Source organism: Aminobacter sp. Y103A (assembly GCF_030294925.1).
GTDB classification, from domain to species: Bacteria; Pseudomonadota; Alphaproteobacteria; order Rhizobiales; family Rhizobiaceae; genus Aminobacter; species Aminobacter ciceronei.
The window spans coordinates 323333-348893 of record NZ_AP017987.1 but is presented as its reverse complement, the minus strand read 5'-3'; the positions used below and the strand labels follow the sequence as shown (position 1 = coordinate 348893).

26 protein-coding genes are annotated in these 25561 nt (G+C 62.8%); 9 read left to right on the top strand and 17 right to left on the bottom strand.

Annotation, left to right across the window (positions count from 1 at the left end; genetic code table 11):
• Positions 1–30 precede the first annotated feature (30 nt).
• The 4 genes from Amn_RS29210 to Amn_RS29195 all read left to right on the top strand — a co-directional run bounded on the left by Amn_RS29210 (position 31) and on the right by Amn_RS29195 (position 5406).
• Positions 31–870, top strand: coding sequence for an EamA family transporter (locus Amn_RS29210; RefSeq protein WP_286298547.1), 840 nt, complete (start codon positions 31–33; stop codon positions 868–870).
• 261 nt (positions 871–1131) lie between these two features.
• Positions 1132–2154, top strand: coding sequence for a putative 2-aminoethylphosphonate ABC transporter substrate-binding protein (locus Amn_RS29205; RefSeq protein ID WP_067967996.1), 1023 nt, complete (start codon positions 1132–1134; stop codon positions 2152–2154).
• Positions 2155–2231: 77 nt separating this feature from the next.
• A complete protein-coding gene (locus tag Amn_RS29200) occupies positions 2232–3392 on the top strand; it encodes a putative 2-aminoethylphosphonate ABC transporter ATP-binding protein (RefSeq protein ID WP_286298544.1) in 1161 nt (386 codons plus the stop codon).
• A 1-nt stretch (position 3393) separates the two neighbouring features.
• Positions 3394–5406: a putative 2-aminoethylphosphonate ABC transporter permease subunit gene (locus Amn_RS29195; RefSeq protein WP_286298541.1), complete on the top strand. Its 2013-nt coding sequence runs from the start codon at positions 3394–3396 to the stop codon at positions 5404–5406.
• Positions 5407–5409: 3 nt separating this feature from the next.
• Here Amn_RS29195 and maiA read toward each other — a convergent pair whose 3' ends face one another.
• Genes maiA through hmgA form a run of 3 tightly spaced genes read right to left on the bottom strand, consistent with a single transcriptional unit; the run spans position 5410 to position 8437 of the window.
• Positions 5410–6045 (bottom strand): maleylacetoacetate isomerase, encoded by a 636-nt coding sequence (gene maiA / locus Amn_RS29190; protein WP_286298538.1) that lies wholly within the window; start codon positions 6043–6045, stop codon positions 5410–5412.
• A 5-nt stretch (positions 6046–6050) separates the two neighbouring features.
• On the bottom strand, positions 6051–7067 hold the full coding sequence (locus tag Amn_RS29185) for a fumarylacetoacetate hydrolase family protein (protein ID WP_154384351.1): 1017 nt from the start codon (positions 7065–7067) through the stop codon (positions 6051–6053).
• A 20-nt stretch (positions 7068–7087) separates the two neighbouring features.
• Complete coding sequence (gene hmgA / locus Amn_RS29180) at positions 7088–8437, bottom strand: homogentisate 1,2-dioxygenase (RefSeq protein WP_067967982.1); 1350 nt, start codon at positions 8435–8437, stop codon at positions 7088–7090.
• A gap of 83 nt (positions 8438–8520) precedes the next feature.
• On the opposite strand from hmgA, the gene Amn_RS29175 reads away from it, so the two are divergent.
• Positions 8521–8967: a MarR family winged helix-turn-helix transcriptional regulator gene (locus Amn_RS29175; protein WP_067967980.1), complete on the top strand. Its 447-nt coding sequence runs from the start codon at positions 8521–8523 to the stop codon at positions 8965–8967.
• 51 nt (positions 8968–9018) lie between these two features.
• On the opposite strand, the gene Amn_RS29170 is transcribed toward Amn_RS29175, so the two are convergent.
• A complete protein-coding gene (locus Amn_RS29170; protein WP_067968504.1) occupies positions 9019–9486 on the bottom strand; it encodes an Lrp/AsnC family transcriptional regulator in 468 nt (155 codons plus the stop codon).
• A gap of 124 nt (positions 9487–9610) precedes the next feature.
• Between Amn_RS29170 and hppD the strand changes: the two genes are divergently transcribed.
• Together hppD and Amn_RS29160 are read left to right on the top strand one after the other, a co-directional pair.
• Entirely contained in the window at positions 9611–10720 is a 1110-nt protein-coding gene (hppD, locus tag Amn_RS29165) for a 4-hydroxyphenylpyruvate dioxygenase (RefSeq protein WP_067967978.1), read from the top strand.
• A 159-nt stretch (positions 10721–10879) separates the two neighbouring features.
• Positions 10880–11302 carry a hypothetical protein gene (locus Amn_RS29160; protein ID WP_067967975.1) on the top strand — a complete coding sequence of 141 codons (423 nt, stop codon included), beginning with the start codon at positions 10880–10882 and terminating at the stop codon, positions 11300–11302.
• 4 nt (positions 11303–11306) lie between these two features.
• On the opposite strand, the gene Amn_RS29155 is transcribed toward Amn_RS29160, so the two are convergent.
• The 10 genes from Amn_RS29155 to Amn_RS29110 form a co-directional block, all read right to left on the bottom strand.
• Positions 11307–11570 carry a hypothetical protein gene (locus Amn_RS29155; RefSeq protein WP_067967972.1) on the bottom strand — a complete coding sequence of 88 codons (264 nt, stop codon included), beginning with the start codon at positions 11568–11570 and terminating at the stop codon, positions 11307–11309.
• Between the two features lie 7 nt (positions 11571–11577).
• Entirely contained in the window at positions 11578–12276 is a 699-nt protein-coding gene (locus Amn_RS29150; protein WP_067967970.1) for a hypothetical protein, read from the bottom strand.
• A 58-nt stretch (positions 12277–12334) separates the two neighbouring features.
• Positions 12335–13732 carry an APC family permease gene (locus Amn_RS29145; protein ID WP_067967966.1) on the bottom strand — a complete coding sequence of 466 codons (1398 nt, stop codon included), beginning with the start codon at positions 13730–13732 and terminating at the stop codon, positions 12335–12337.
• A gap of 10 nt (positions 13733–13742) precedes the next feature.
• A complete protein-coding gene (locus Amn_RS29140) occupies positions 13743–13910 on the bottom strand; it encodes a hypothetical protein (RefSeq protein WP_154384350.1) in 168 nt (55 codons plus the stop codon).
• Between the two features lie 11 nt (positions 13911–13921).
• Positions 13922–14305 (bottom strand): hypothetical protein, encoded by a 384-nt coding sequence (locus Amn_RS29135; protein WP_286298519.1) that lies wholly within the window; start codon positions 14303–14305, stop codon positions 13922–13924.
• A gap of 10 nt (positions 14306–14315) precedes the next feature.
• Complete coding sequence (locus tag Amn_RS29130) at positions 14316–14633, bottom strand: hypothetical protein (RefSeq protein ID WP_067967959.1); 318 nt, start codon at positions 14631–14633, stop codon at positions 14316–14318.
• Between the two features lie 383 nt (positions 14634–15016).
• On the bottom strand, positions 15017–15943 hold the full coding sequence (locus tag Amn_RS29125) for an esterase-like activity of phytase family protein (RefSeq protein WP_067967956.1): 927 nt from the start codon (positions 15941–15943) through the stop codon (positions 15017–15019).
• Between the two features lie 11 nt (positions 15944–15954).
• Positions 15955–16767 carry a polyphosphate polymerase domain-containing protein gene (locus Amn_RS29120; protein WP_067967954.1) on the bottom strand — a complete coding sequence of 271 codons (813 nt, stop codon included), beginning with the start codon at positions 16765–16767 and terminating at the stop codon, positions 15955–15957.
• Positions 16745–17329, bottom strand: coding sequence for a DUF4956 domain-containing protein (locus tag Amn_RS29115; RefSeq protein ID WP_154384349.1), 585 nt, complete (start codon positions 17327–17329; stop codon positions 16745–16747). The genes Amn_RS29120 and Amn_RS29115 overlap by 23 nt, the downstream gene beginning before the upstream one ends.
• A gap of 229 nt (positions 17330–17558) precedes the next feature.
• Positions 17559–18920 carry a S8 family serine peptidase gene (locus Amn_RS29110; RefSeq protein WP_083948836.1) on the bottom strand — a complete coding sequence of 454 codons (1362 nt, stop codon included), beginning with the start codon at positions 18918–18920 and terminating at the stop codon, positions 17559–17561.
• A gap of 176 nt (positions 18921–19096) precedes the next feature.
• Between Amn_RS29110 and Amn_RS29105 the strand changes: the two genes are divergently transcribed.
• Together Amn_RS29105 and Amn_RS29100 are read left to right on the top strand one after the other, a co-directional pair.
• Positions 19097–19636 (top strand): RNA polymerase sigma factor, encoded by a 540-nt coding sequence (locus tag Amn_RS29105; protein WP_067967951.1) that lies wholly within the window; start codon positions 19097–19099, stop codon positions 19634–19636.
• Positions 19633–20418, top strand: coding sequence for an anti-sigma factor family protein (locus tag Amn_RS29100; protein ID WP_067967948.1), 786 nt, complete (start codon positions 19633–19635; stop codon positions 20416–20418). Before Amn_RS29105 ends, Amn_RS29100 begins: the two co-directional genes overlap by 4 nt.
• A 6-nt stretch (positions 20419–20424) precedes the next feature.
• Here Amn_RS29100 and Amn_RS29095 read toward each other — a convergent pair whose 3' ends face one another.
• From Amn_RS29095 to Amn_RS29085, 3 genes are all read right to left on the bottom strand, one after another.
• Positions 20425–21072 carry a LuxR C-terminal-related transcriptional regulator gene (locus Amn_RS29095; RefSeq protein WP_067967945.1) on the bottom strand — a complete coding sequence of 216 codons (648 nt, stop codon included), beginning with the start codon at positions 21070–21072 and terminating at the stop codon, positions 20425–20427.
• A gap of 77 nt (positions 21073–21149) precedes the next feature.
• Positions 21150–22454 (bottom strand): serine hydroxymethyltransferase, encoded by a 1305-nt coding sequence (gene glyA / locus Amn_RS29090; RefSeq protein WP_067967942.1) that lies wholly within the window; start codon positions 22452–22454, stop codon positions 21150–21152.
• Between the two features lie 40 nt (positions 22455–22494).
• Complete coding sequence (locus tag Amn_RS29085) at positions 22495–25203, bottom strand: phosphoenolpyruvate carboxylase (protein WP_286298500.1); 2709 nt, start codon at positions 25201–25203, stop codon at positions 22495–22497.
• Positions 25204–25561 lie beyond the last annotated feature (358 nt).

Sequence of the window (25561 nt, the reverse complement as noted above, 5' to 3'; positions counted from 1 at the left end):
TGCCTGCGACCTTCCTGAAAGCCTGAACGCATGTCCGGCTTTGCCCTTACCATCGTGCTGGTGGCAGCCTTGCTGCATGCGAGCTGGAACGCCGTCGTCAAGGCCGCAACCGACCGTGCCGTCGTCCTGGCAGCAGTGTCCGCCACCCATGCCACGCTCGGGCTCGTGTTGGTGTTCTTCGCCACGCCACCGTCGCAAGCGAGCTGGATCTACATCTTCCTGTCGACGGTCGTCCACTACGGCTACTACGTCTTCCTGTTCCAGTCGTACCGGCTGGGTGATCTCAGCCAGGTCTATCCCATCGCCCGCGGACTGGCCCCGGCGCTTGTCGCTTTCGGTGCCTATGTGATGATCGGCGAGACTCTGCCGCCCTTAGGCTGGGTCGGGCTTGGCGCGATTACCTTCGGCATTGCCTTCCTCGCCTTCCAGCGCGGCGCAGCCCATGCCGATCCGCGCGCCGTCGGCGCTGCCGCCATCAACGGCGTGCTGATCGCCTCCTATTCGGTCATCGACGGCATCGGCGTGCGCCTGTCCGACAGCCCGTTCGGCTATATGGGCTGGCTGTTCCTGCTCGAATTTCCCGTCACGCTGTTCGTGCTGTTCCGACGCCGCGGCGCAACCCACAAGATCGATCGCAAGACGGTCACGCTCGGCCTCGTCGGCGGCCTGGGCGCCGTCTCCGCCTACGGCCTCGTCATCTACGCCAAGACGATCGCGCCCTTGGGGGCTGTTTCGGCCGTGCGTGAATCGAGCGTCATCATCGCAGCCCTCATCGGCCTGTTCATATTCGGCGAGCAACCGTGGCAGGCCCGCATCTTTTCAGCCGTCATCGTTGCCGGCGGGGTGATCGCACTCGCCTTCTCAGGCTGACAGGCCGGCAAGCTTTTGCGTTTCGGTGCAAAAACCAACGCCCGTGCACAAGCATGCGGCAGCCTTGTCACATGCCTGTCGCAACCCTGTGCATCACATAAGCTCAGCCTACCAGATCATAAAAAGAATAGATTTTACTTATTGACCGCCCGTTCCCACTATCGACCATGGACGAGGCGCAAACGGGCACAGCCAAAACGCGGCCCGACAAACCTCTCCCAATCAGAACGTGCCTAAGCGATTCAAATGGGAGCCACTTCAATGAACCAGAAGAAAACCTTCGCGCTTGCCGCCTTTGCGACGATGCTGATGTCATCGGCGGCCTGGGCGGAGACGGAGCTCACAGTCTACACGGCCATCGAGGCCGAAGACCTCAAGCGTTATGCCGAGACGTTCAACCAGGACCATCCCGACATCAAGCTGAACTTCATCCGCGACTCCACCGGCGTCATCACCGCCAAGCTGCTCGCCGAGAAGGACAATCCGCAGGCCGACGTGGTCTGGGGCCTCGCCGCCACCTCGCTTCTGGTTCTCAAGTCCGAGGGCATGCTGGAAGCCTACGCGCCCAAGGGAGCCGACCAGCTGAAGCCCAATTTCGTCGACAGCGACAATCCGCCGAGCTGGGTCGGCATGGACGCCTGGGCAGCCTCGATCTGCTTCAACACCATCGAAGGCCAGAAGCTTGGCCTGACCGCGCCGAAGAGCTGGAAGGACCTCACCAAGCCTGAATACAAAGGCCATGTGGTGATGCCAAACCCGGCGTCATCAGGCACCGGCTACCTCGACGTATCGAGCTGGCTGCAGCTGTTCGGCGACAAGGACGGCTGGACCTATATGGACGGCCTGCACCAGAACGTTGCCGCCTACACGCATTCGGGCTCCAAGCCGTGCAAGATGGCAGCCGCAGGCGAGACGGTAATCGGCATTTCCTTCGAGTTCCGCGCCGCCAAGTCGAAGGCAGAGGGTGCGCCCATCGACATCATCATCCCCGAAGAAGGCATCGGCTGGGACATGGAAGCGTCGGCAATCGTGGCCGGCACGTCCAAGGAAGAGGCTGCCAAGACCTTGCTCGACTGGTCGGTCTCGAAGAAGGCAAACGAGATGTACAATGTCGGCTATGCGGTCGTCGCCATGCCCGGCGTCGCCAAGCCGGTTGAGCACCTGCCGGCCGACATCGAGGCCAGGATGATCAAGAACGACTTCGAGTGGGCGGCCAACAACCGCAACGCCATCCTCGAGGAATGGACCAAGCGCTACGACTCGAAGTCCGAGCCGAAGAGCTGACCTCCATCAGCCACCCTCGACAAGCGGGCGTCGCCTCGGGCTGCGCCCGCCCCTTGCCCCCAAGCCGGATGGTTACGATGAGACACGAAACCCTCGCCGGGCAGCCGCGAATTCCGACTGAAGTGAGCGCCATGACCGCCGCCAGCCCGAACGTGAAGCCTGCCTATCTCAGAATCGCAAACGTCTGGAAAGCCTTCGGCGAATTCCATGCGCTGAAGGACATATCGCTCGACATCAGCGAGGGAGAGTTCGTCTGCTTCCTCGGCCCGTCGGGTTGCGGCAAGACCACGCTTTTGCGTGCCATCGCCGGCCTCGACCTGCAGACCCGCGGCTCGATCCAACAGGGCGGGCGCGACATCTCGACCCTGCCGCCGTCGCAGCGCGATTACGGCATCGTCTTCCAGTCCTACGCGCTGTTCCCCAACCTGACGATCGCCAGGAATATCGCCTTCGGCCTCGAAAACACCAAGCGCCCGCGTGCCGAGATCGAGGCTCGCGTCACCGAGTTGCTCAAGCTTGTCGGCCTGCCCGACCAGGGCAACAAGTACCCGGCCCAGCTTTCCGGCGGCCAGCAGCAACGCATTGCTCTTGCCCGCGCCATTGCCATTTCGCCCGGCCTGCTGCTGCTCGACGAACCGCTGTCGGCACTCGACGCCAAGGTGCGCACCCATCTGCGCCATGAGATCAAGGAATTGCAGCGCAAGCTCGGCGTCACCACCATCATGGTCACCCATGACCAGGAGGAGGCGCTGTCGATGGCCGACCGCATCGTGGTGATGAACCACGGCGTCATCGAACAGATCGGCACGCCGACCGAGATTTACCGCCACCCGGCGACTCTCTTCGTCGCCGACTTCATCGGCGAGGCCAACAAGTTCGAGGCCAGGGCGTCGAACAACGCCGTCGGCATCGGCGCGGCGAGCTTCAGCTGCGCTGCCCATGATTTCGACGACGGTACGCCGGTCATCGCCGCGATCCGGCCGGAAGACGTCATCCCCCACGCCAGCGGCTCTCTCGCCAACGGTGCGACCGCCAACGCCATCGACGTCACCATCAGCGAGATGGAATTCCTGGGGTCGTTCTGGCGCACCCGGCTGCACGGCCACGCGCTCGGCAATGAAACGTTGATTGCAGATTTCTCGATCAATGCCGCGCGCCGCCTGTCGCTGGTGCAAGGCGTGGCGCTGACGGTCGAACTGCCGGCCGAACGGCTGCTGATCTACCCTAGGGGTGCCTGACATGGCGATGGCTCTCGACTCTGCCCTTCCCGTCGGCCGCAGCCTCCGCCTCAGGCTCGACCGCGACGAGTTGATCAAGCGCGGCCTGATGGTCGTGATCGCGCTTTATCTGGTGGTGGGGCTGGCAGCCCCCCTGGCGATCATGCTGTCCAAATCGTTCTCGACCTACAGCTTCAACCTCGCCAATTTCGAGTTCCAGGTCAGCGACAAGGACGGCAACTGGGGCCAACCTGTCACCGCGGCAGCGCTGAACGAGAAACTCGATGCGGTACCGCCGGCCAAGCTCGCCACCAACTCCGACGGGCGGCTGCAGGCGACGAGCTTCTTCCCCGACTTCAGCTTCCGCAGCCCGGTGAAGTACAAGATTCGTGGCACGACTTCTGACGCAACCTATCTCGTCGGCCTCAAGCCGCAGACCGGAACGGAATGGCAGGAACTCACCTCCAACGACTTCCGCCGCGTGATGCTCAGGCCGTCACGGGCGCTCGGACTTGAGAACTACGCCGCCTACTTCTCGACGCCGACGCTGTTCCGCTCGATCGAGAACTCGGTGTTCATCGCACTCGTCAGCACCATCATCACCGTCGGGCTAGCCTTCGGTTTCGCTTATGCGCGGAACCGCAGCTGCATGCGCTTCAAGGGTGTTTTCAAGCTTGTTGCCATGGTGCCGATCCTGGTGCCGTCGCTGCTTCCCGGCATTGCCCTGATCTACCTGTTCGGCAACCAGGGCATGCTCAAGGATCTGCTGATGGGGGCCTCGATCTACGGCCCGCTCGGCATCGTCGTCGGCTCGATCTTCTTCGCCTTCCCGCATGCGATGATCATCATCTCGACGGCGCTGGCGATCTCCGACCAGCGCCACTACGAAGCGGCCGCCTCGCTGCGCGCCAGTCGTTGGCGCACCTTCTGGACGGTGACCATTCCCGGCGCCCGCTACGGCCTGATCTCGGCAGCCTTCGTCGTCTTCACCCTTGTCATCACCGATTTCGGCCTGCCCAAGGTCATTGGCGGTCAGTACAATGTGCTTGCCGTCGACATCTACAAGCAGGTCATCGGCCAGCAAAACTTCGAGATGGGCGCGGTCGTCTCGGTCATCCTGCTCGTCCCTGCCATCGCCGCCTTTATCGTCGACCGCATGGTGACCAAGAAGCAGGTGGCGCTGCTGTCAGCGCGCTCGGTGCCCTACCAGCCCAAGCCGAACCGCGGATTCGACACGCTTTGCCTCGCCTGGTGTTCGCTGATCGCCGTCTTCATCCTCGGCATCATGGCGACCAGCCAGTTCGCGGCACTGGTCAAGCTCTGGCCCTACGACCTCAGCCTCGGTCTCAAGCATTTCGCCTTCGACCGCATGGATGGCGGCGGCTGGGGTTCGTACTACAACTCGATCCGGCTGGCGGCGCTGACGGCGGTCATCGGAACGGTCATCATCTTCGTCGGCGCCTATATGGTCGAGAAGACCGACGGCTTCCGCGCCGGCCGCACGGCGTTCCAGTTCCTCGCCATGCTGCCGATGGCAGTGCCGGGCATGGTGCTCGGCCTCGCCTACATCTTCTTCTTCAACGATCCGGCCAACCCGCTGCATGCCATCTACGGCACCATGACCATTCTGGTGGTCTGCACCATCACCCACTTCTACACGGTGGGACACCTTACGGCGCTGACCGCGCTCAAGCAGATCGACCAGGAGTTCGAGCCGGTGGCGGCTTCGCTCAAGCAGCCCTTCTACAAGCTGTTTGCGCGCGTCACCGTGCCTGTCTGCCTGCCGGCCATCCTCGACATCTCGATCTACATATTCGTCAACGCCATGACGACCGTGTCGGCGGTGGTGTTCCTCTATTCCAAGGACACGACGCTGGCTTCGGTGGCGGTGCTCAACATGGACGACGCCGGCGATGTGGCACCGGCGGCCGCAATGGCGATGATGATCTTCTACACCAATGCCGCCGCACGCCTGATCCACCTGTTCCTGTCGCGGGTTCTGATCAAGCGGACGCAGGCGTGGCGGATGCGCTGAGCCTCAGCCTTTGGCGCGATCCGGATGGGCTTTGGCGAAGGCCTCGAGGCCTTCGCAGCGGGCGGAAATCTCCAGCAGCCGCTTCAGGCCCGAAATGTCGACGTTCCAGCGCCGGGCATTGTAGACCTGCGGCACCAAGCAGATGTCAGCCATGGTTGGATTATCGCCATGGCAGAAGGCGCCAGTAGCCGGGTGGTCGAGTAGCTTTTCGAAGGCTGCCATACCATCGCCGATGAACTTCCGCATCCAGGCGTCGCGCGCCGCCTCGCCATTCGGGACCAACCGCATCAGCTCGGCGATCACACCGGTGTTGCAGACAGCGTGGATTTCCATGGCGATGGCAAAGGACAGCTGGCGCACGCGCTGGCGGCCGAGCGGATCGGAGGGCAGGAAACCGGCATGGCGGGTCTCATCGAGATATTCGATGATCGCCAGCGACTGGGTGAAGGCGTGGCCATCGATGTCGAGCACCGGCACCAGCCCCTGCGGATTGCGTGCCAGATGCTCGGGCGACTTCTGCGCCTTGGCCAGCAGGTCGACAGATACTGGCCGATACGCCTGACCCAGTATGTTGAGTGCGATGCGTACCCGGTAACTCGCCGACGAACGCCAGTAGTCGAACAGGACTGTCTCGCTCATCAACCTCAGGCCTTTTCGTATTTCGTCACGGTCTGCTCGATGGCACCAAAGATCGAGTGACCTGTCTTGTCGTGCATCTCGATGCGGACCTGGTCGCCGAACCTGAGGAACGGCGTCTTCGCCGCCCCCGTGTCGATGGTTTCGATGGTGCGGATCTCGGCGATGCAGGAATAACCCGCGCCGCCTTCGGCGACAGGCTTGCCCGGTCCACTGTCGAGCTTGTTTGACACGGTGCCCGAACCGATGATGGTTCCCGCAACCAGAGGCCTGGTCTTGGCAGCATGCGCCACCAGCTGGCCGAAGTCGAAGGTCATGTCTTTGCCGGCATTGGCGCGGCCGAACGGCTGCCCGTTAATGCTGGTCAGCAGCGGCAGGTGCAGCTTGCCGTCGCGCCAGGCGTCGCCGAGTTCATCGGGCGAAACGGCGACCGGCGAGAACGCCGTTGACGGCTTGGACTGGAAGAAGCCGAAGCCCTTGGCGAGCTCGGCAGGGATCAGGCCGCGCAGCGACACGTCGTTGACCAGCATGACCAGGCGGATGGCATCGCGCGCCTCATCTGATGTTGCCCCCATCGCCACGTCGTCGACGATGACTGCGATTTCGCCCTCGAAGTCGATGCCCCAGGCTTCGTCGGCCATGACGATCGGGTCGCGTGGGCCGAGGAACGAGTCCGAGCCGCCCTGATACATCAGGGGATCGGTCCAGAAGCTCGCGGGCATCTCGGCGCCCCGCGCCTTCCTGACCAGCTCGACATGGTTCACATAGGCTGAGCCGTCGGCCCACTGATAGGCGCGCGGCAGCGGCGAGGTGGCATCGTGCTCATGAAAGCGCATGGTCGGCTGCGAGCCGGTCTCGATGCCCTCGGCGACATTGGCGAGGCGCGGACCGACATGGGCCCAGTCGTCAAGTGCCGCCTGCAAGGTGCGGGCGATGTGGCCGACTTCCGAACAGCGTGTCAGGTCGCGGGAGACCACGACAAGGCGGCCGTCACGGGTGGAATCCTTCAGCGTGGCGAGCTTCATCTACGTCCTCACTTGATGCTTCACTTGATACCGGGCGTGCCGTCGAACTTGCGCTCGAGACCGTCCCAGCAGTCGATGTAATTGTCCTGCAGCGTCTCCAGTTCGGCGGCGAACTTGGTCAGCTGCTGGGGGAAACGCGTCTCGAACATGAAGGCCATGGTGTGGTCGAGCTTGACCGGCTTGAGCTCGCCGTTGGACGCCTTCTCGAAACCCATCGCATCAGGCCCATGCGGCAGCATCATGTTGTGCAGGCTCATGCCGCCGGGCACGAAGCCCTCCTCCTTGGCGTCGTACTGGCCATGAATGAGGCCCATGAACTCGCTCATGATGTTGCGGTGATACCAGGGCGGCCGGAAGCTGTGCTCGGCCACCAGCCAGCGCGGCGGGAAGATGACGAAGTCGACATTGGCGGTCCCTGCTTCTTCGGTCGGCGCCGTCAGCACTGTAAAGATTGACGGGTCCGGATGGTCGAACAGGATCGCGCCGACAGGCGAGAATGTCCTGAGGTCGTATTTGAACGGCGCATAGTTGCCGTGCCAGGCGACGACGTCGAGCGGCGAGTGGCCGATCTCGGTGATATAGAACTTGCCGCACCATTTGACGTGCACGCGGCAGGGCGTTTCCTTGTCCTCATAGGCGGCGACGGGCGTCTTGAAATCGCGCGGGTTGGCAAGGCAGTTGGCGCCGATCGGGCCGCGATCCGGCAGTGTGAACTTGGCGCCATAGTTTTCGCAGACATAGCCGCGGTGGAAAGCGGCATCGCCCAGGCGCGAAACCTTGAACATCATGCCGCGCGGCACGAGGCAGATCTCCGACGGCTCGACGTCGATGACGCCCATTTCGGTAAAGACGCGGATGGTGCCCACCTGCGGCACGATCATCAGCTCGCCATCGGCGTTGAAGAAGTAGTCGTCGACCATGTCGCCGTTGAAGATGTAGGCATGCGCCGCCATGCCGACCTGGGTCATCGCATCACCCGCCGTCGTCATGGTGCGGATGCCTTCGATGAAGTTCAGCTTGTCCTTCGGCTCCGGCAATGGGTTCCAGCGCAGCTGGCCGAGCGGCAAGGAATGGTCGTCGAGGCAAGGTGCAGTCTTCCAGTGCGGATAGCTGGCATTGGAAAAGCGCTTGGTGTGCCGAACGCTCGGTCGGATGCGGTAGAGCCAGGAACGCTCGTTGGTGCCGCGCGGGGCGGTGAAAGGCGAACCCGACAGCTGCTCGGCATAGAGGCCATAATTGCACTTCTGCGGACTGTTCTGGCCTTGCGGCAGCGCGCCCGGCAATGCCTCGGTCTCGAAATCATTGCCAAAGCCCGGCATATAGCCGGTGGCAGTCGCGAGTGACGCTTGTTTGGTGGCCTTGTCCAGCATGTCTTGCACCTCCCTGGCGGACGTGAGAACGTCGAGATGGTTGCAAGTGTAACCGTCGATTTTGTAACTATCAAAGGATTGAGATGCCGGACGCATTCGATCTGGAGAGCTTTTTGCCCTATCGGCTGAACCGGGCGGCGGAGCTGATCAGCCTGAGCTTTTCCAGGGAATACAAGCAGCGCTTCCAGATGACGCGGCCCGAATGGCGAGCGCTCGCCGCCTTGGGCAGCGTCGGCAGCATGACCGCGACCGAGATCGGCACGCATTCCAACATGCACAAGACCAAGGTCAGCCGCGCCGTCGCCGCACTCGAGGAGCGCCGCTGGCTGAAGCGCCGGGAGAACGAGACCGACCGGCGGGTCGAACATTTGGAACTGACGGCAGCCGGCCAGAAAGCCTATCGCGAAATCGCTGACCTCGCCCACACCTATCAGGCAACCCTTGAAAAGGCGCTCGGCACGGGTGCCATCGAGCGCATCGAAGCAGGACTGGCCGATGTCGAGCGGGCGCTGTTGGCCAAGCGGCGTTAGTCCGCTCCCCACAAGGGGGCGGGAGGGCGCCCGCGTCGCGCTTTGCGCGCCCTACCCGATCGGCAGCGGCCCGAACTGCTTCAGCGTGTTCAGCACGATCGCTGTCTTCACATGCTGTACGGAATCATGTGGCAACAGAACCTCGTTGACGAAGCGCGACAGGTCCGACAATCCCCGCACCACGACCTTGATGTGGTAGTCCATCTCGCCGGTCAGCGAATAGGCCTCGAGCACCTCTGGCAGGTCGTTGACCAGGCGGGCGAAACGCTGGGCGTTGTCGCGATTGTGGGTAGCAAGCGTCACCGAGATCACCACCAGCAGATCGAGCCCCAGTCGCTCGCGGTCGAGCATGGCCTGATAGCCGCGGATGAAGCCCTCCGCCTCCAGCCGGGCACGCCGACGCGAGCACTGCGAAGCTGACAGCGCGATCTTCTCCGACAGTTCGTTGTTGGTCAGCCGCCCGTCGAGCTGCAGCGCGCGCAGGATCTTGAGGTCGAATTGGTCAAGCACCTCATTCATTGCATACACCTCCACATCCATGCACGTTCCGCGCATAGATCGACCCATAGGAGGCCAGAATGCAAGCACATTGCATGGAATCGAGGGCACAATATGCACTACCGAGTTTTGAGGAGGAATTTCTATGGGTCCGTTCCCGCACGATGCGCCCCCGGCCAGGATCAGCGACGACAACCCCGCCGGCACCGACGGCTTCGAATTCGTCGAATTCGCCCATCCCGAACCCGAGAAGCTGGAAGAGCTTTTCGCCCGCATGGGCTACCAGCCTGTGGCTCGCCACAAGACGAAGAAGATCACCGTCTGGCGCCAGGGCGACATCAACTACATCATCAACGCCGAGCCGGGCAGCCATGCCATGCGCTTCGTCGATGAGCACGGCCCCTGCGCTGCCTCGATGGCTTGGCGCGTGGTCGATGCCAAGCACGCCTTCGACCACGCGGTGTCGAAGGGCGCTACCCCCTACACCGGCACGGACAAGGCGCTCGACGTGCCGGCCATCGTCGGCATCGGCGGCTCGCTGCTCTATTTCGTCGACAAATACGGCACCAAGGGCTCGGCCTATGAAGCTGAATTCGACTGGCTCGGCGAAGCCGATCCGAAGCCTGCGGGCGTCGGGTTCTATTTCCTCGACCACCTGACCCACAATGTCTATCGCGGCAACATGGACAAGTGGTGGGACTTCTACCGCGAGCTGTTCGGCTTCAAGCAGATCCATTTCTTCAACATCGACGGCCGCATCACCGGTCTCGTCAGCCGTGCCATCACCTCGCCCTGCGGCAAGATCCGCATTCCGCTGAACGAGTCGAAAGACGACACCAGCCAGATCGAGGAATATCTGAGGAAGTACAAGGGCGAAGGCATCCAGCACATCGCGGTCGGCACTGACGACATCTATGCCGCCACCGACCGGATCGCCGACAAGGGCCTGAAATTCATGCCCGGCCCGCCCGACACCTATTACGAGATGTCGCGCAACCGCGTGCATGGCCATGACGAGCCGCTCGACAAGATGAAGAAGCACGGCATCCTGATCGACGGCGAAGGCGTGGTCGACGGCGGCATGACCAAGATTCTGCTGCAGATCTTCTCGAAGACCGTGATCGGGCCGATCTTCTTCGAGTTCATCCAGCGCAAGGGCGACGAGGGCTTCGGCGAAGGCAACTTCCGCGCACTGTTCGAATCCATCGAGGAAGACCAGATCCGCCGCGGCGTGATCTCCCAATCTGCCGCCTGACCGGCAGATTCAAACAGGCCTCTGGTGGGGCGGGTTGCACGCAGGGCAACCCGCCTTTTTTTTTCGCCGCCAGCTTGATCCAGCGCAAGGAACGCTGCCGCCCCGCCTGCAACAGTTGCAAAGGGTGAGGGTGTCTCGTGAATGTGGGAGATAGCAGCAATGAATACGATGCCGCAGTCGTACGAGCTCTGGCGAACAGTCGTGCTCCGCTTCAAGGACTGGCGCCAGCGGCGTGCCGCGGTGTTGGAGATCAGCCAACTCGGCAATGACGGCGAACGCATGCTGGCAGAGTGCGGGCTATCGCGGTCGGACTTCAGGCAGGCCATGCGTCTTGCCTTCGCCTCAAAGATCCTGCTGCCCGAGGCCATCAAGTCCAAGGGTATCGACGCAGAGACTTTCGAGAACCGCTACCCGGAATGGAACCGCGACATGCGCCGGACCTGCATGATGTGCCCGGCACGACGCGTCTGCAGCGACCGGCTGGAAACCAGAGATTTCGAGGCATCCTATCGGGATTTCTGCCCCAACGCCGGCAATCTCGACGCCTTGGCCGGCCGCGGCGATTGCAGGCTGGCGAGCTGAAGAGTCAGACCTTCGGAGCCATGAACCAGCGTATCCGCGCCCGTCGATAGGCATCCGGTATCGACAGCGCCCAGACGAACAGGCCGCCGGCATGGCGGCCAAGGAACGATGTTTCCGGCGTCGTAGTGACGTAGGACAGCACGGAAAACAAAACGACAAAGAAGGCGAAGGCGAGCCCGCGCGTCGCGTCGCGTACCGCGACGTGGCCGGCACCGGGCAGCACGACAGCCAAGGCCAGAACGACATAAGGATTGATCGTTTTTGTCATGGAACCCTCAAGCCGCTTGATAGACGGGAGCGACGATGTCGTCTTCGACCAGCAAGGCGCTCAGCGTTTCAGCTTCGTCGATGGCCAGTGCCACCAAGTCAGCGGGAATCGCCGTCAGCGGAAAACGCACCTGCCTCAGCACCTTGTGCGCACCAGGCTCGCCCTGTGCGGCCTGGCGGATGATACGGGTGCCACGCGGCGTGATGACGGCTTCCTTGACCTTCGGGTCGGCAAACAGGCTGCGGAACAGCGCCGAGACGCGCTCCACCTGCCATGCCGTTGCACGGCCATCGCCGCGCATCAGCAGCGAGGCGTCAGTCTGCGCCGGTGATAGCCATTCCGGCATGTCATGGACCAGAGAGTAGTATTCCGCGCCTGTCGGCCGGGCGAGCGCGCCGATTGTCGGCCTGTTGCGCTCCCCGCTTTCGCTGAGCGTCACCCTGAGCCACAGCTGCGGCAGTCGCCGCGTGACCATCGTGTCGGCAATGAGTTCGATCTTGGCCCGGCGGCCATCTCTGGTCTCGCCGACCAGGACCGGGAACTGGTCGTGGCCGAAGGTAACCTTCGAATTCTGGAGCAGCCTGGCCGCGTCATCGAGCAGCCTCCTGCGTTCGGCGAGGGCGCCGCGATGGTCACGGACCGCGCGCGTGCCGATCCAGCCGCAGGAAACTGCGACGAAGGCAGCGAAGGCAAGCGTGGTGAGCATCGGCAACGCCTTGTTTTTTGGAAGATGGCGGCGCGGAGATCCGCGCCGCCATGCCTGGTCAGTAACCCTGCGGCTTCGGCCAGGGCATGGTGAACTGGTCGCCGCGGCGCACGAACTGGTAGCGCCGGAAATGGAACCAGAGCGACGCCACGATGTAGAAACACATCATCGCGCTGAGCTGCGTGCCATAGCCGAGGAACACCGCGAAGTAGGCCGTCGAGCACAGGATCAAGAGCACGATGGTCGGCAGCGGGTGGAACGGATGGACATAACCGCGCTTGATCGTGTCGAGCGGCCACTTGTTGCGGAACATCACCATGTTGAAGGTCATGAAGGTGTAGCCGAGCAGGCCCGACAGGATCGAGAAGGTCACGACCTGGTCGAGCGGTGCGCCGAGCGCGAAGATCAACGCGATCGGAACAAGGAAGACGATGGAACGGTAAGGCGTGCGGTAGACTGGGTGCACGGCACCGAACCAGCTCGGCAGGTAGCGGTCGCGGCCCATCGAGAACCAGGCGCGCGAGGCATCGTTGATGCAGCCGTTTGCCGATGCAAGCGTTGCAAAGGTGGTGCCGACAAACAGCAGGATCATCAGGGTAGTGCTGCCGGTGACGCGCGCTGCATCGAACAACGGCGTGCCGGCCTGTCCGAGATATTCCCACGGAATGAGGCCCGAGCAGACATACCAGGTCATGGTCGCGGCGATCAGCAGCGTCATGATGCCGGCCATGGTGCCGTAAGGCAGCGACCGCGCCGGCGAGCGCACTTCCTCTGCGGCCTGGCAGGTGCCTTCGATGCCGAGGTAGTACCAGAGGCCGAAATGCAGTGACGCGACGATGCCGACCCAACCGTAAGGCAGCGGATCGGAGGTCACGGCCGAGAAGTCGAGCGGCACACTGGAGGCGCCGAACTGTACCGAGATGAACAGCGTGATGATCGCAAGGAAGGCAATCGCCGTGATGATCAGGTTGAAGGTCAACGTCGCCAGCACGCCGCGATAGTTGAGCCATGCCAGAAACATGATAGCGAGGATGATGAAGGGTTGCTGGTTGAGGCCACTATGCCCCTGCATGCCGGCCACCGTGTCGAGCAGGAAGCCGACAGTGATCGCGTTGGCCGCTTCCAGCATGGTGTAGGCCATGACCAGGAACAGGCCTACATTGAAGGCCATCAGCGGGCCGACGATATGCTTGGCCTGCGCGTACTGGCCGCCGGCCGCGGCGACCGTCGAGGTCACCTCGGAGTCGATCATGGCGACGCAGGTATAGAGCAGGCCGGCCACCCAGCAGGCGATCAGGCCGGCGATCATGCCACCTTTGCCGACCGAGAAGTTCCAGCCCATATATTCGCCGACGAGAACGATGCCGACGCCCAGCGCCCAGATATGGGCGGGGCCGAGCACGCGCAGCAGCTGGAGCCGTTCGGGCTCGGCTGCGGTTGAAGTCACATTTGCCATCGTCGTCCCCTCAGATCTCGTGGCGTTCTGCGGTCGCCTCGATCTCGCCTTCGCGAGAGGAGATCAGCAGCTCGTTGTCATAGGTGCTGTCGATGCGGACGAGGTCGATGAGCATCAGGACGCCAAACAGCGCGGAGAGCGCCCAGGCCGCGTATTCCAGAATGTTCCAGATATCCATTGTGGCCTCCCCTAGCGCTTCTTGTCGCCGAAGCGCTCGTCGATGACTTCGCGGTATTCCTTGTCGGACAACCGCACGACCATGACGAAGTAACCGATGACCAGCACGACCATGACGATCAGCGCGCTCCAGCTGAAGCTGTAGTCGAAGCGGGCGGTGATGATGTCATTGGCGGCCGCCGGATCGGTGATGCCGAGGGCAGCCCATTGCTGCTGCTCGGCGGCGTTCTGGCCGAGCGCTTCCCAGGTCGGATTGGCGATCGGATTGGGCACTTTGACGGCGCCCGCCAGACCCAGATAGAGCGGAACGTAGAGCGCGCCGATGGTCAGGACGAGCAAGGTCACGACGTCGAAAATCTGGCCGGCGAGACTCTGTGTCGGAGGTTTGTAAGCCATTGAGCGCTCCTCAGCCGCGCCGACGACGCATCTCGTCGAGATGCTTGAGGTCGAGGCCATAGATGAAGTGTTTGTCTTCGACATAGTGGCGCAGCATGGCGACGATGGCCGCCGTGTTGAAGATCAGGACCAGCCCGCAGGCGATGGACAGGATGATGCGGATTTCCGGCAGCGCGATGTAGGACCACACACTGAACAGGGCAAACAACATGGTGCACCACAGCACCACGACAAATGCCACGAGGCCCGCTCGATCACGCCCGTGCATCTTGTCGATGCGCTGTTCGAGAGTCGCGTCCCCGCGTTGCTGACTTAAAGTCGCTTCCATTTTTCCTCCTGCACCACGGCCGTTTTCGGCTTCATTCTGGTTTGCTTCTGCGGGAAATTAATTTCCCCTGAGGAATGTCTGGCAAAGTTAATTTCCTGTCAAGTGACGACCGCGCGCACTTGTCGCACCACGACTTTCGACGAAACCCAATGTCATTGAATCGATTGGATTTTGTTGGCCCGACGCGGTGTCGGAAATTTTACGCCAGAGGTCGCTAACGGGCGGTCCGCATTGCCCAAACGGGCGGGAGCGTCCCTGCACGTTATGTTTTCGCAGAGTGAGCGGCAAAGAGAGTCGGCTGACGTTCGCGGCAACCTCAAACGCCAGCGGCGGCAGCCAGCATGTGAAGCCGGTTGCTGCCAATCACCATGGGAAGGTGGGGATCAGGCGCCTGATTTGACCGAGACCAGAACGAAGCTTGCAGGCCCTTCCTTCTTCGTCTTGTCTGTGACCAGCAGATAGAGATCGCCACCAAGGCCGGTCAGTCCTTCGAAGTTGTCAGTGAGCAACTGGCTGACCCCCGGGTCGAGATTTTCGACAGCGCAAACATTGGCCTCGCCGCATGTATTCGGATCGAAAACCCTGAGGCGGCCGATGCTTGGCGCGCCCTTCTGTTGGCGCGTCCGTTCAATCAGCAGCAGGCGACCTTCCGGCATCGGCTCGATTGCCTTGAGGTTGCTGCGCTTGGGCTGGAAGGTAGCGAAGCTCCAGCGCCTGCCGTCGAGGCCATGGATGGTGTGGGTGTCGCCCGGCTCGCTCAGCAACGCCTCCTCCGGTGCAGTGACCACACCAAGCGAACCCGCGATTGCCACCGCTTCGAGGCGGCTGTTGGCCTCGCTGTACTTTGCCGCATCGGCCAGTGCTTCCGGCAGTTGCAGCGCACCGAGCACGGTGCCGTCGGGCTTGAAGCGATGGATAGCCGGCCCATCCTCGAAGGCGACGAGAAGTTGGGTGTCGCCCTGCTTGCCGTTGTTGCCATTGCTGACGGCCAGCCCCTCGGCGTTGACGACCTGTGGGGCCATGCCTGCCCTCAACGGCACCGACTGGACGGGCTCCAGATTGGCGATCCTGCCGTCCGCGATCTCGAGCCGGAAGTGATGCAGCACGCCGTCGTCGGAGACGGCGTAAAGCAGCTTCTCGTCGGCATCCCAGGCCAGGCCGGACAGTTCGTTGATCGATTGGCCGTCCGGCGCGGTTGCCGGAGCAGGCCTGCTGTCCAGCACTGCAAGTTCGGACGAACCTGCCATGACGGGGGCCGCGAGCACGAGGGCTGAAGCGCCGAGCAGCGCGGCGGTAAAGTGCTTGATCATGTCTCTCACTCCTATTGGATGTTTGGCTGGTGCAGGGCTGGACGATCGGTCACGCTGCCAAGCTTGCGCAGCGCCGGCAGGAAGCGGTTGTGCTTGGTGCCGGGGTTCAGCAGCGCGGTGGCGACGCAATATTTCGAGCAGCGCTTGGTCGGGTGCTGGTGCAGCGCCCTGAGGATGCCGTCGGCAACGCCATTGCCATTTGCCGACTTGGTTTCGAGGATGAACAGGTTGGGGTCGACGGCACGACGCGCGCCGCCGGCAAAGAACTCGAGACCGGTGTCGATGGTCATGCGTTCGCCGCCCTGCCGGGCCACCAGCGTCATGCGGCGGTAGCGCATGTCGAGGACACGGGACAGTTGATGTGGGAAGGTCTGGCCGTATTGCGCGTGGTAGACCTTGTCGATGAAGGTCACTGCCTCGTCGTCGAGTTTGCCGAAGCTCTCGACGTCGAGGTCGAGGCGCTTCTTGACGGTCATGCCGCGCTTGTCCTTGAGCTTCACTTCCAGAAAGCATAGCCCCGCCTCGACATAGCGCCGGATGCGCACCTTGGCCCGCTGCCGCCGGCCCTGGTGGTGGTCGAAATAGCTGCGGCGCCCGGCGTCGTCGAAGTAGCAGGTCTCGTAAGTGAAGGCGCGCCGGCCTTCGATCTCCAACATGTCGAAGACCTCGGTGAAAGTGCCGGCGGCCTGCATCAGCACGGTGCCGTCGACAACATATTTGTTGTCCAGCCGCTCCAGCATGGCGGCCTTGCCGTTCAGAGCCTTCAGGCTGATCGGCGCGAAGCCGCCTGCGATCAGCACGTCAGTGCTTGCGATAATGGACATTGAGCTTCGCCATTTCCGTGATGTAGTCGAGCTGCAGCACCTGGTAGGACAGCACGTCGACGCCCAGCCGCTGGGACAGCTCGCAGCGCATGGCAGCGGGGTCCGACAGCAGCGCGACATTGATCTTGTCGAGCGACACCTTGGTACCGCTGACCGACTGCAGCATGCGGGGATGATCGACGACGAAGGCACCGACGAGCACCAAGGCAACCGTCACCGCCACGAAGGGCAAGGTCGTGCCCTGGACCGAGCAGATGACGGCAATCGCCACGCTGCCGAAGAAGTAGGTCATTTCGGTCTTCGACAGTGGCTCCGATCGGAGCGTGAACAGCGCCAGGATGGCGAACAGTCCGAAGCCGGCGGCAACCCCAAACTGCACGGTCGACAGCACGGTCAGCACGGCAAAGACGAAGATGTTGAATAGCGCCGCGGCGGTGACCAGTTCCTTGTCGCGATAGCGACGGTAATACATGCCGAACAGCAGTGCCGACATGCCGGTCAGGTTGATGCAGAAGCGAGCGAGTTCGGCCGCGAAGGGCGTCTGTAGCAACTGCGCGATCATTGCCCTCTCCCCGTCGTGGAAGAAGGCCTTCGTAGTGCCTGACAAGGCGAGCAAGGGATTGGCATTTGCGGTTCTCCTGAATTGCGCCGCCGAGCGGCTACGTCAGGAAGAACGGGCGTTGCGAGAACCTATTCCATCGCCGGCAAACTATTTTCAATCTCGGCGCGGAACCTGCAAATCGGCATGAAAACAGTATGATACGAGACGCCTCTCGCGCGTCGCCTGCGGCTCAGCTCCGACAGATCGTTCGCGCATTGAGCAGGCCCCAGCCAAACACCGGATCCTTGCCGGGCTTGCCGAGATCCTCGGCACCCTGGCGCAAAAGCGTCTCGACCTCGCCGGCCTTGAGCTCAGGATTGGCGGCCTTGACCATCGCCACTGCCGCCGTGACAAAAGGTGCGGCAAAGGACGTGCCGGTCTTTGATGAGGCGCCCTTGACCGAGGCCGCCGTCCAGACCTGAACGCCGGGTGCTGCGATGTCGATATGATCGCCGGCTCCGGCCCGCCGGTAGGGATTCTTGCGCCGGTCGATCGCCGTTACGGCAATCACAGGCTCGTAGGCGCCGGGGTAGAGCGGGGCGGCGCGCGGGCCGCCATTGCCGGCGGCTGCGACCAGCACGATGTCGCGCATTGCCGCCGCTTCGACCGTTCGTTCCAGCAGAAGGTTAGCCGGACCCGTCAGGCTCATGTTGATGACGAGCACCCCCTTGCCCGCCAGCAGGTTGATCGCCCGCACAAGATCGTAGACGGCGGACCGGTCGTCATTGCCATTGCGCTGGAAAGCATCCACCGCAACGAGTTCGCCGCCGGGCACGAGGCCCGGCGTTCGGCTTTCCGCCGAGCCTACGAGAAGGGCTGCCACCGCGGTGCCGTGCTGGCGCCCGGACTCAGGCAGGTCACCAGCCGCCAGTCGGATCGTCTCGATCCGCCCGCCGGCAAAGGCGAGATGTTCCTCATTGATCGCCGTGTCGATGAGGCCGATCCGCGTCGATGCCGTGCAGCGATCCGGCATGTCAGATGCCTCCGGCCAGCCGACGACATGGCGCGCCAGGCATTGTTCCGCGCCACAAGCTTCGGCACGGTCCTGGTCGGGGCGGTAGAAATGGTTGAAGTCGACGACCGCATCGGGTGCCGTGGCCGCTACCTCGGCACGCGCCGCTTCGAGCGTCGTGCCGTTGGGAACAGTGAGCTTGACGATTTCGGCTCCAACGAGCGGAACATCGGCCCGGTCGCTGATGCCGTAGCCCGCGGCGGTCAGGCGCGTGATCGAGGCCTGATCGAGGCCGATTGCCACGATCTCCCGTGGCGCCTCGCGCACAAGCGCGGGCGCTGTGCGGACCACCTTGCGTCGTGGCTCAGGCTTGCCGAAGAGATCGGAGAGATTACGCCCCTTCCCCGTTCCCGGCGAGCTGGAATCCCTGCTCTCCGAGCGGCTTCCGCCGCCATCATCATCGTCGTCATCGGCCAGCGCAATCCCGCCGCCGAAAACCTCTCCCCGCATGGGAGTGACCACGGACGCGCCAAAGGTCGCGCCGCCCAGCGCCACCGCGAACACAAGCGCAAGGGAACCTGACGGGCGCTTCAGCTTCATGGTTTGTCCTTTCCCCGGCGATATGGCGCGCTGATGGCAATTGTTAGCGATCCACATAAGCCTTTCGTCATCCCATATCATTTTGACTACATTTGTGCATTTTGAGCCCAACGGACGGGAGACCGGTTTATTCCATCACCTCGCCGATTTCCGCGGGAGAGACAGGATAGGACTGCATGAAGGGTGACGATGTTTCGGTCAGCGATCGGCTGATCGCTTTCCTACCCAATCTGCGTCGGTTCGCCATCTCGCTGTGCCGGTCGCGTGATCTAGCCGACGACCTCGTGCAGGCGGCATGCGAACGAGCGCTCGCCAGCCAGGACCGGTTCGAAGCGGGCACCCGCTTCGATGCATGGATGTTCCGCATCCTGCGCAACCTGTGGATCGACCAGGTGCGCCGGACCAAGACGGCCGGCCCGCGCGAGGATATCGACGACCGCAACGACATCGTCGGCGTAAGCGGCGAGCATGACGCCGAAGCCCGGCTGACGCTGCAAAGCGTGGCCGCGGCAATCGACGAGCTTGTTGACGATCAGCGCGAGGTCTTGCTGCTCGTCTGCGTCGAAGACCTGTCCTACAAGGAGGCGGCCGAGGTGCTGGGCATCCCCATTGGTACAGTGATGAGCAGGCTTGCCCGGGCCCGCAAGAATCTTGCAGAGGCGGCTGGAATAAACGCCGCAACCGACCGTTCACCGGGTAAAGGTGGGAAGGCATGAACAGGCGCGATTTCGACGACGAAACACTGATGGCCTTCGCCGACGGCGAACTCGACGCCGAAACCACGGCGGCGATCGAGGAGGCTATGGGCAGCGACGATGCGCTCATTGTCCGCATCGCCACCTTCCTGGAAAGCCGCGCCAAAGCGTCAGCGGCGCTGAAGCCGCTGATCGACGAGCCGGTTCCCGAGGCGCTGACGCAGTCGGTGCAGAAGATGATCGATGAGGCGCGCATGCGCGAAAACGCAACTGCTGAACCAATCCAGCAGCCTGCGACAGACAACGTCGTGACCTTCCAGCCGAAGGCAACACCGAGCAAGGTCGGCTCGAGCTGGACGCTGCCGCTCGCGGCATCGCTTGCCGCCGTCATCGTCGGCGCCGGCGGCTATCTCGCCGGCAAGGCAGGCATGCCAGTTGCGGACGGCCTTGTCCTTGCTGGGATTACCGACCCGGCGATGATCAGAACGCTCAATGCAACGCCGTCAGGTAGCGATGTGACTGTCGGCGACACGACTGTACGGCTCGTTTCCAGTTTCCGTGATGGCGCCGGCGCGCTCTGCCGCGAGTTCGAGCTTCACCGCGCGTCAGGCTCGTCCCTCGTCTCGGTCGTTTGCCGCGCCGGCCAGCAGTGGGACGTAAGGCTTGCCGTGGCGGCACCGGCTGCCGGACAGGATTATGCTCCGGCCGGGGCTTCGGAAACTGTCGATGCCTATCTGTCCACGACCCAGGCCGGGGCGCCGCTCTCGGAGGCTGAAGAAAAACAGGCCCTCGGCTTGCCCTGAACGGCTCTATCGGGTGCCCGTCTGCGGGCCGCGCTTGCGTTCGCTGGCATAAAGCGCGACTGCCATGGCGCGGTTGCGCACGCCCAGCTTGTCGTAGAGATTCTTCAGGTGATACTTGACCGTGTTCTCGGAGATTCCGGTCCGCGTCGCGATCTGCAGGTTGGTCCAGCCGTCGGCCAGCACGCCGAGCAGCTCGAGTTCGCGCGTCGTCAGTCGCGACAGCGGCGTCTCGTTGATCTTGGCGACATCGATGTAGGGGATACAGATGCGGCCATTGGCGACCGCAAGCAGCGTGTCGAACAGGATGCAGGGATCGTCGAACTGATAGCAGAAACCCTGCACGCCCAGGCGCACACATTGCTTGAGGATGCCGACGTCGTGGTCGTTGGAAAAGATCACCATGCGCGCGGTGAGCTGTCGGCGCTGCAACTCGGTGAGAACCTCGCTGGCATCCATGTCGGACAGCTTCCAGGCAACGATCGCGACATCGAATGCCGGCTCAGCCGAGGCCACCGCCCTGATGAAGGCATCGCCGCTCTGCACCCCCTCGACGAAGGCGAAGCGCTCGTCGCGGCTGATCATGTCGCGCAAAGCCGAAATCACCAGCGGGTTGCGCTCGGCGATCAGGACATTGAGCTTCTTGTGTTGCGCCATCAGCCAGCCATCAACATCGTACCTTGGCGCATTCCAATCGAATTCGCCAAGGTGCGCCCGCTCTGCAGCGACAGATTTCAGTCGTAGATTCGGAATCGGCTGACCAAATCGTGCGTTTCCTCACGAACGGCAGCTTCGATCTTGGCGTTGCCTTCCTCGCCATTGGCCGCAAGCCCGTCGATGACGGCCATCGTCATGCGGCCGACCTGGCGGAACTCCTCATTGAGGAAGCCGCGCGTCGTGCATGCCGGTGTGCCCAGGCGAACGCCTGAGGTGACCATCGGCCCCTGCGGATCGAACGGAATGCCGTTCTTGTTGCAGGTGATGTGGGCGCGACCCAGAGCAGCTTCCACCGCTTTGCCGGTGAGGTTCTTGCGCCTGAGATCGACGAGCATCAGATGCGTGTCGGTGCCACCGGAGACGATGTCGACGCCACCGTCCTGGAGCGATTCGGCCAGCGCCTTGGCGTTCGAGACGACATTGGCGGCATAGACCTTGAAATCAGGCGTCAGCGCTTCGCCGAAGGCGACCGCCTTGGCAGCGATGACATGCATCAGCGGACCGCCCTGGAGACCCGGGAACACCGCCGAATTGATCTTCTTGCCGATCTCTTCGTCATTGGACAGCACCATGCCGCCGCGCGGACCGCGCAGCGTCTTGTGCGTGGTCGTCGTCACGACATGGGCGTGTTCGAGCGGGTTGGGATGCACGCCACCGGCCACCAGGCCAGCGAAATGCGCCATGTCGACGAACAGCTTGGCGCCGACCTCGTCAGCGATCTCGCGGAATGCCTTGAAGTCGATGATGCGCGGATAGGCAGAACCGCCGGCGAGGATCACCTTGGGCTGATGCTTCTTGGCGAGATCACGGACCTCATCCATATCGATGCGATGGGTGTCGGTCTTAACGCCATAGGAGACGACATTGAACCACTTGCCCGACTGATTGACCGGCGCGCCATGGGTCAAGTGACCGCCAGCGGCGAGGTTCAGGCCGAGGAACGTATCGCCCGGCTGCATCAGGGCCATGAACACCGACTGGTTTGCCTGGCTGCCGGAGTTGGGCTGTACGTTGGCGAAACTGCAGCTGAACATCGCCTTGGCGCGTTCCCGCGCCAGATCCTCGACCTCGTCGACATACTGGCAGCCGCCATAGTAGCGGCGGCCCGGATAGCCCTCGGCATATTTGTTGGTCAACACCGAGCCTTGTGCTTCGAGCACCGCCCTGGAGACGATGTTCTCCGAGGCGATCAGTTCGATCTCGTCGCGCTGGCGCTGAAGCTCGCGCCCCATCGCATCGCTGACAGCGGGGTCTGCCTGGGCGACGCCCGTGCGGAAGAAGTTGCGGGCACTGCCGATGCCGGGTCTTGTCGGGATATTCATGGGCTCCTCCTAGCGGCGCCTGAGACGCCTGAAATCTGGGTCATCCGGTCCAGCCGAGACCGGCGGAAATGCAATTGATGGAAAGCAGAAGCGCATTGACGGCCCGCTTCGGGTTGACGGTCGCGTCGTCCTGGGCGCGCACCTCGCGCAGCAGTTGCACCTGCAGCCGATGGATCGAGTCCATCTGCGGGCGGATGCGGTCGAAATGGCGCTTGAAGGCCGGAAAGCGCTCGGACAATTTCAGGCCGCCATTGACCTCGGAGATCATCCGCCTGGTCAGCGCATACTCAGCCGAGATCTTGGCATAGATGCGCTCGCCGACCTCGCGGTCCTGGACCAGCCCGGCATAGAGCTTTCCGATGTCCATGTCGGATTGGTAGAGACCCTTGTCGACCTCGTCGATGACCAGCCTGAAGAAGCGCGAGCGCTCGAACATCTGCCTGAGCAGATCCAGGCCGGCATCGCCGCGGACATTGACGAAGGAGTTCAGCGCACTGCCGATGCCGTACCAGTTGGTCAGCAGGTGGCGGTTCTGGCTCCAGGCGAACACCCAAGGGATGGCACGAAGATCGGAGATGTCGCGGGCGCCGAAGCGGCGGGCTGGACGCGAGCCGATCTTGAGCAGCGCCAGCTCCTCGACCGGGCTCGCCTGATTGAAGTAGTCGATGAAGCCCGGCTCGTTGATCAGCCCCGAATAGGACGCCTGGGACATGCCGGTGAGCGCTTCCAGAGCCTCGCTGAACTCCGGAATGTCCTTGAGTTCGGCCTCGTTCTGCGACTTGACGCTGTGGGCGAAGACGCTCGCGGCGAGGATCTCAAGCTGATAGAGCCCGGTGCCGCGATTGGCGAACTTGGACGACACCACCTCGCCCTGCTCGGTGACGCGCATCGCGCCGCCAATGGTCCCCGCCGGCTGGGCGGCGATCGCCCTGCCCGTCGGCGCACCGCCGCGGCTGACCGAACCGCCGCGGCCATGGAAGAAGCTGATCTTGACCTTGCGCTTGATGCCAAGTGCCGTGATGCGCCGCTGTGCCTTGTTGAGCTCCCAGTTGGAAGCGAGGAACCCGCCGTCCTTGTTTGAGTCGGAATAGCCGAGCATCACCTCCTGGCGGTTGCCGAAGTCACGAACCGACCGGCGAACGATCGAGACGCCGAACAGCTGATCGAGAATGTCTGGCGCGGCACGCAGATCGGCGATGGTTTCGAACAGCGGAACGACACGCAGCGCGATGGTGCCACTGCCATCCATGGCCGTTGCAAGGCCGGAGTATTGTGCCAGCAGATAGACGGCGAGCAGATCGTCGCTCGACCGGGTCATCGACAGGATGAAGGCACCGACAGCGCCACCATTCAAGCCGGCCGAAGCCTTGCGGATGACGTCGAACAGATCGAGCAGCTCCTGCGCTTCCTCCGACAGCGCCAGCCTGTCAACCTCCAGCTGCTCGCCGGAGTTGAGCGCCGCCCTGATACGCTGCGTCCATTGCGGCGTGTCGGGTGCCGGTGCCGCGGCCGGGTCGGCGAGCTTGAACAGCTCTGCCAGCACACGGTTCACCACCGTCGAATTCTGGCGGATGTCGAGCGAAACGGTACGGAAGCCGAAAGTCTCCACCTGCTGGCGCAGCGGTCGGACGAAGCGTCTGGCGATGAGCTTGCCGCCAAGCTGGGTCAGCACGTTTTCAAGCTCACGCAGGTCGGTCTTGAAGCCTTCCGATCGGGTATAAGGCTTGGCAGAGGCTGCGCCGCGCATTGCCTCCAGCCGGTCGAGCATGGCACCGGCGAACTGGCGCAGCGGCTCGTCGGGATTGCGCGCCACGATCTCCGAGGCATTGCCGGAGCGATGCAGCGCATGCCCAAGCGCCTTGATGAAGGTATCGGGAATGTCGACGACATTGGCGCTGATGCTGAGCACGGTGACCAGCTTGCGCACCTGGCCGATGTACCAGCCGACGATCGCCTGGCGGCACTCGTTGAGCGCATAGGCCGTGATCTTTGCCGTGACGTTCGGATTGCCGTCGCGGTCGCCACCGATCCACGAGGCGTACCGCATGAAGGACGGCACCTTGATATCGTATTCGGGATAGTGACGGGCCAGCGCCTCTTCGACGCTGTCATAGAGCTTGGGCGTCGCTTCGAAGATCACTTCGCGGAAGAAGTGCAGGCCCCAGGCGATCTCGCGCTCGACCGACGGGCGCTCGAGCCGCAGTTCGCCCGACATCCACAACAGCTCGATCTCACTCTTGAGATCGTCGATCAGCTGTTCGCGTTCACGCGGCGCCCAACGTTGCTGCTCGAGCTCGGTCAGCTTGCGGTAGATGCGGCGGTGGATTTCGAGAACCGTGACGCGCTTGGCCTCGGTCGGATGCGCCGTCATCGTCGGGCCGACGCAGAGCTCTTCGAGGGTAGTCTGGATCTGCTCGGCCGGGTAGCCGCCGGCTGCTATTTCGCCCATCACATTGGCAAAAGAGCCGATGACCTCGTCGGCCCCGCCCATCTGTTCGAGTTCGCGACGCGAGCGCATCGCCAGAAGTTCATTGGCGATGGCAACAAGCTGGAACCAGATGCCGGTGGCCTGCAGCGCGGCAATGCGTTGCCCGCTTTCGAGCGCATCAAGGCTCACGCGGCCGGTAAGAACCTCCGCCATATCGGGCTCGCGTTCGCTGACGACTGAAAGCAGCACCCTGAACAGCAGGCTGCGCACGTCTTCGCGAAAGCTGAGTGGTCTGCTCTCCTCCAAGCGACACCCATTCATCTCGAGTTGTTTCCCCGTGCCGTTTCGTTGAGCCGGCTGTCGGGAAAGATGCAGTTTTCCTAACTGACAGCAGACAGTTTTTGTGCCGGCTTGAAAACGCCCCGGACGGGTAGATTTCCCATTCGTTCGGGTGGTGCCGAAACTGGCCGAACGATGATCTCCAAGCCCAGATTGGACTATCGCCGCAAGCACACGATCAGGATGTTGGCGTGGATTGGTCCAGCGCGTTTTGCAGTGGACGCGATTTAACTCATGTGCAAATATGTTGCATATAAGGCAAGTACGGGAGGCGCGTGAAAGTGAGGTCCACTACCCTGATCCGCATCGCCGCAGCACGATCCAAACGAGATTGAAGAGG

Bases quoted from the DNA above. Each gene is read 5' to 3' on its own strand.
- Amn_RS29210 (WP_286298547.1), top strand. From the start codon at position 31: ATGTCCGGCTTTGCCCTTACCATCGTGCTGGTGGCAGCCTTGCTGCAT.
- Amn_RS29205 (WP_067967996.1), top strand. From the start codon at position 1,132: ATGAACCAGAAGAAAACCTTCGCGCTTGCCGCCTTTGCGACGATGCTG.
- Amn_RS29200 (WP_286298544.1), top strand. From the start codon at position 2,232: ATGAGACACGAAACCCTCGCCGGGCAGCCGCGAATTCCGACTGAAGTG.
- Amn_RS29195 (WP_286298541.1), top strand. From the start codon at position 3,394: ATGGCGATGGCTCTCGACTCTGCCCTTCCCGTCGGCCGCAGCCTCCGC.
- maiA (WP_286298538.1), bottom strand. From the start codon at position 6,045: ATGAGCGAGACAGTCCTGTTCGACTACTGGCGTTCGTCGGCGAGTTAC.
- Amn_RS29185 (WP_154384351.1), bottom strand. From the start codon at position 7,067: ATGAAGCTCGCCACGCTGAAGGATTCCACCCGTGACGGCCGCCTTGTC.
- hmgA (WP_067967982.1), bottom strand. From the start codon at position 8,437: ATGCTGGACAAGGCCACCAAACAAGCGTCACTCGCGACTGCCACCGGC.
- Amn_RS29175 (WP_067967980.1), top strand. From the start codon at position 8,521: ATGCCGGACGCATTCGATCTGGAGAGCTTTTTGCCCTATCGGCTGAAC.
- Amn_RS29170 (WP_067968504.1), bottom strand. From the start codon at position 9,486: ATGAATGAGGTGCTTGACCAATTCGACCTCAAGATCCTGCGCGCGCTG.
- hppD (WP_067967978.1), top strand. From the start codon at position 9,611: ATGGGTCCGTTCCCGCACGATGCGCCCCCGGCCAGGATCAGCGACGAC.
- Amn_RS29160 (WP_067967975.1), top strand. From the start codon at position 10,880: ATGAATACGATGCCGCAGTCGTACGAGCTCTGGCGAACAGTCGTGCTC.
- Amn_RS29155 (WP_067967972.1), bottom strand. From the start codon at position 11,570: ATGACAAAAACGATCAATCCTTATGTCGTTCTGGCCTTGGCTGTCGTG.
- Amn_RS29150 (WP_067967970.1), bottom strand. From the start codon at position 12,276: ATGCTCACCACGCTTGCCTTCGCTGCCTTCGTCGCAGTTTCCTGCGGC.
- Amn_RS29145 (WP_067967966.1), bottom strand. From the start codon at position 13,732: ATGGCAAATGTGACTTCAACCGCAGCCGAGCCCGAACGGCTCCAGCTG.
- Amn_RS29140 (WP_154384350.1), bottom strand. From the start codon at position 13,910: ATGGATATCTGGAACATTCTGGAATACGCGGCCTGGGCGCTCTCCGCG.
- Amn_RS29135 (WP_286298519.1), bottom strand. From the start codon at position 14,305: ATGGCTTACAAACCTCCGACACAGAGTCTCGCCGGCCAGATTTTCGAC.
- Amn_RS29130 (WP_067967959.1), bottom strand. From the start codon at position 14,633: ATGGAAGCGACTTTAAGTCAGCAACGCGGGGACGCGACTCTCGAACAG.
- Amn_RS29125 (WP_067967956.1), bottom strand. From the start codon at position 15,943: ATGATCAAGCACTTTACCGCCGCGCTGCTCGGCGCTTCAGCCCTCGTG.
- Amn_RS29120 (WP_067967954.1), bottom strand. From the start codon at position 16,767: ATGTCCATTATCGCAAGCACTGACGTGCTGATCGCAGGCGGCTTCGCG.
- Amn_RS29115 (WP_154384349.1), bottom strand. From the start codon at position 17,329: ATGATCGCGCAGTTGCTACAGACGCCCTTCGCGGCCGAACTCGCTCGC.
- Amn_RS29110 (WP_083948836.1), bottom strand. From the start codon at position 18,920: ATGAAGCTGAAGCGCCCGTCAGGTTCCCTTGCGCTTGTGTTCGCGGTG.
- Amn_RS29105 (WP_067967951.1), top strand. From the start codon at position 19,097: ATGAAGGGTGACGATGTTTCGGTCAGCGATCGGCTGATCGCTTTCCTA.
- Amn_RS29100 (WP_067967948.1), top strand. From the start codon at position 19,633: ATGAACAGGCGCGATTTCGACGACGAAACACTGATGGCCTTCGCCGAC.
- Amn_RS29095 (WP_067967945.1), bottom strand. From the start codon at position 21,072: ATGGCGCAACACAAGAAGCTCAATGTCCTGATCGCCGAGCGCAACCCG.
- glyA (WP_067967942.1), bottom strand. From the start codon at position 22,454: ATGAATATCCCGACAAGACCCGGCATCGGCAGTGCCCGCAACTTCTTC.
- Amn_RS29085 (WP_286298500.1), bottom strand. From the start codon at position 25,203: ATGAATGGGTGTCGCTTGGAGGAGAGCAGACCACTCAGCTTTCGCGAA.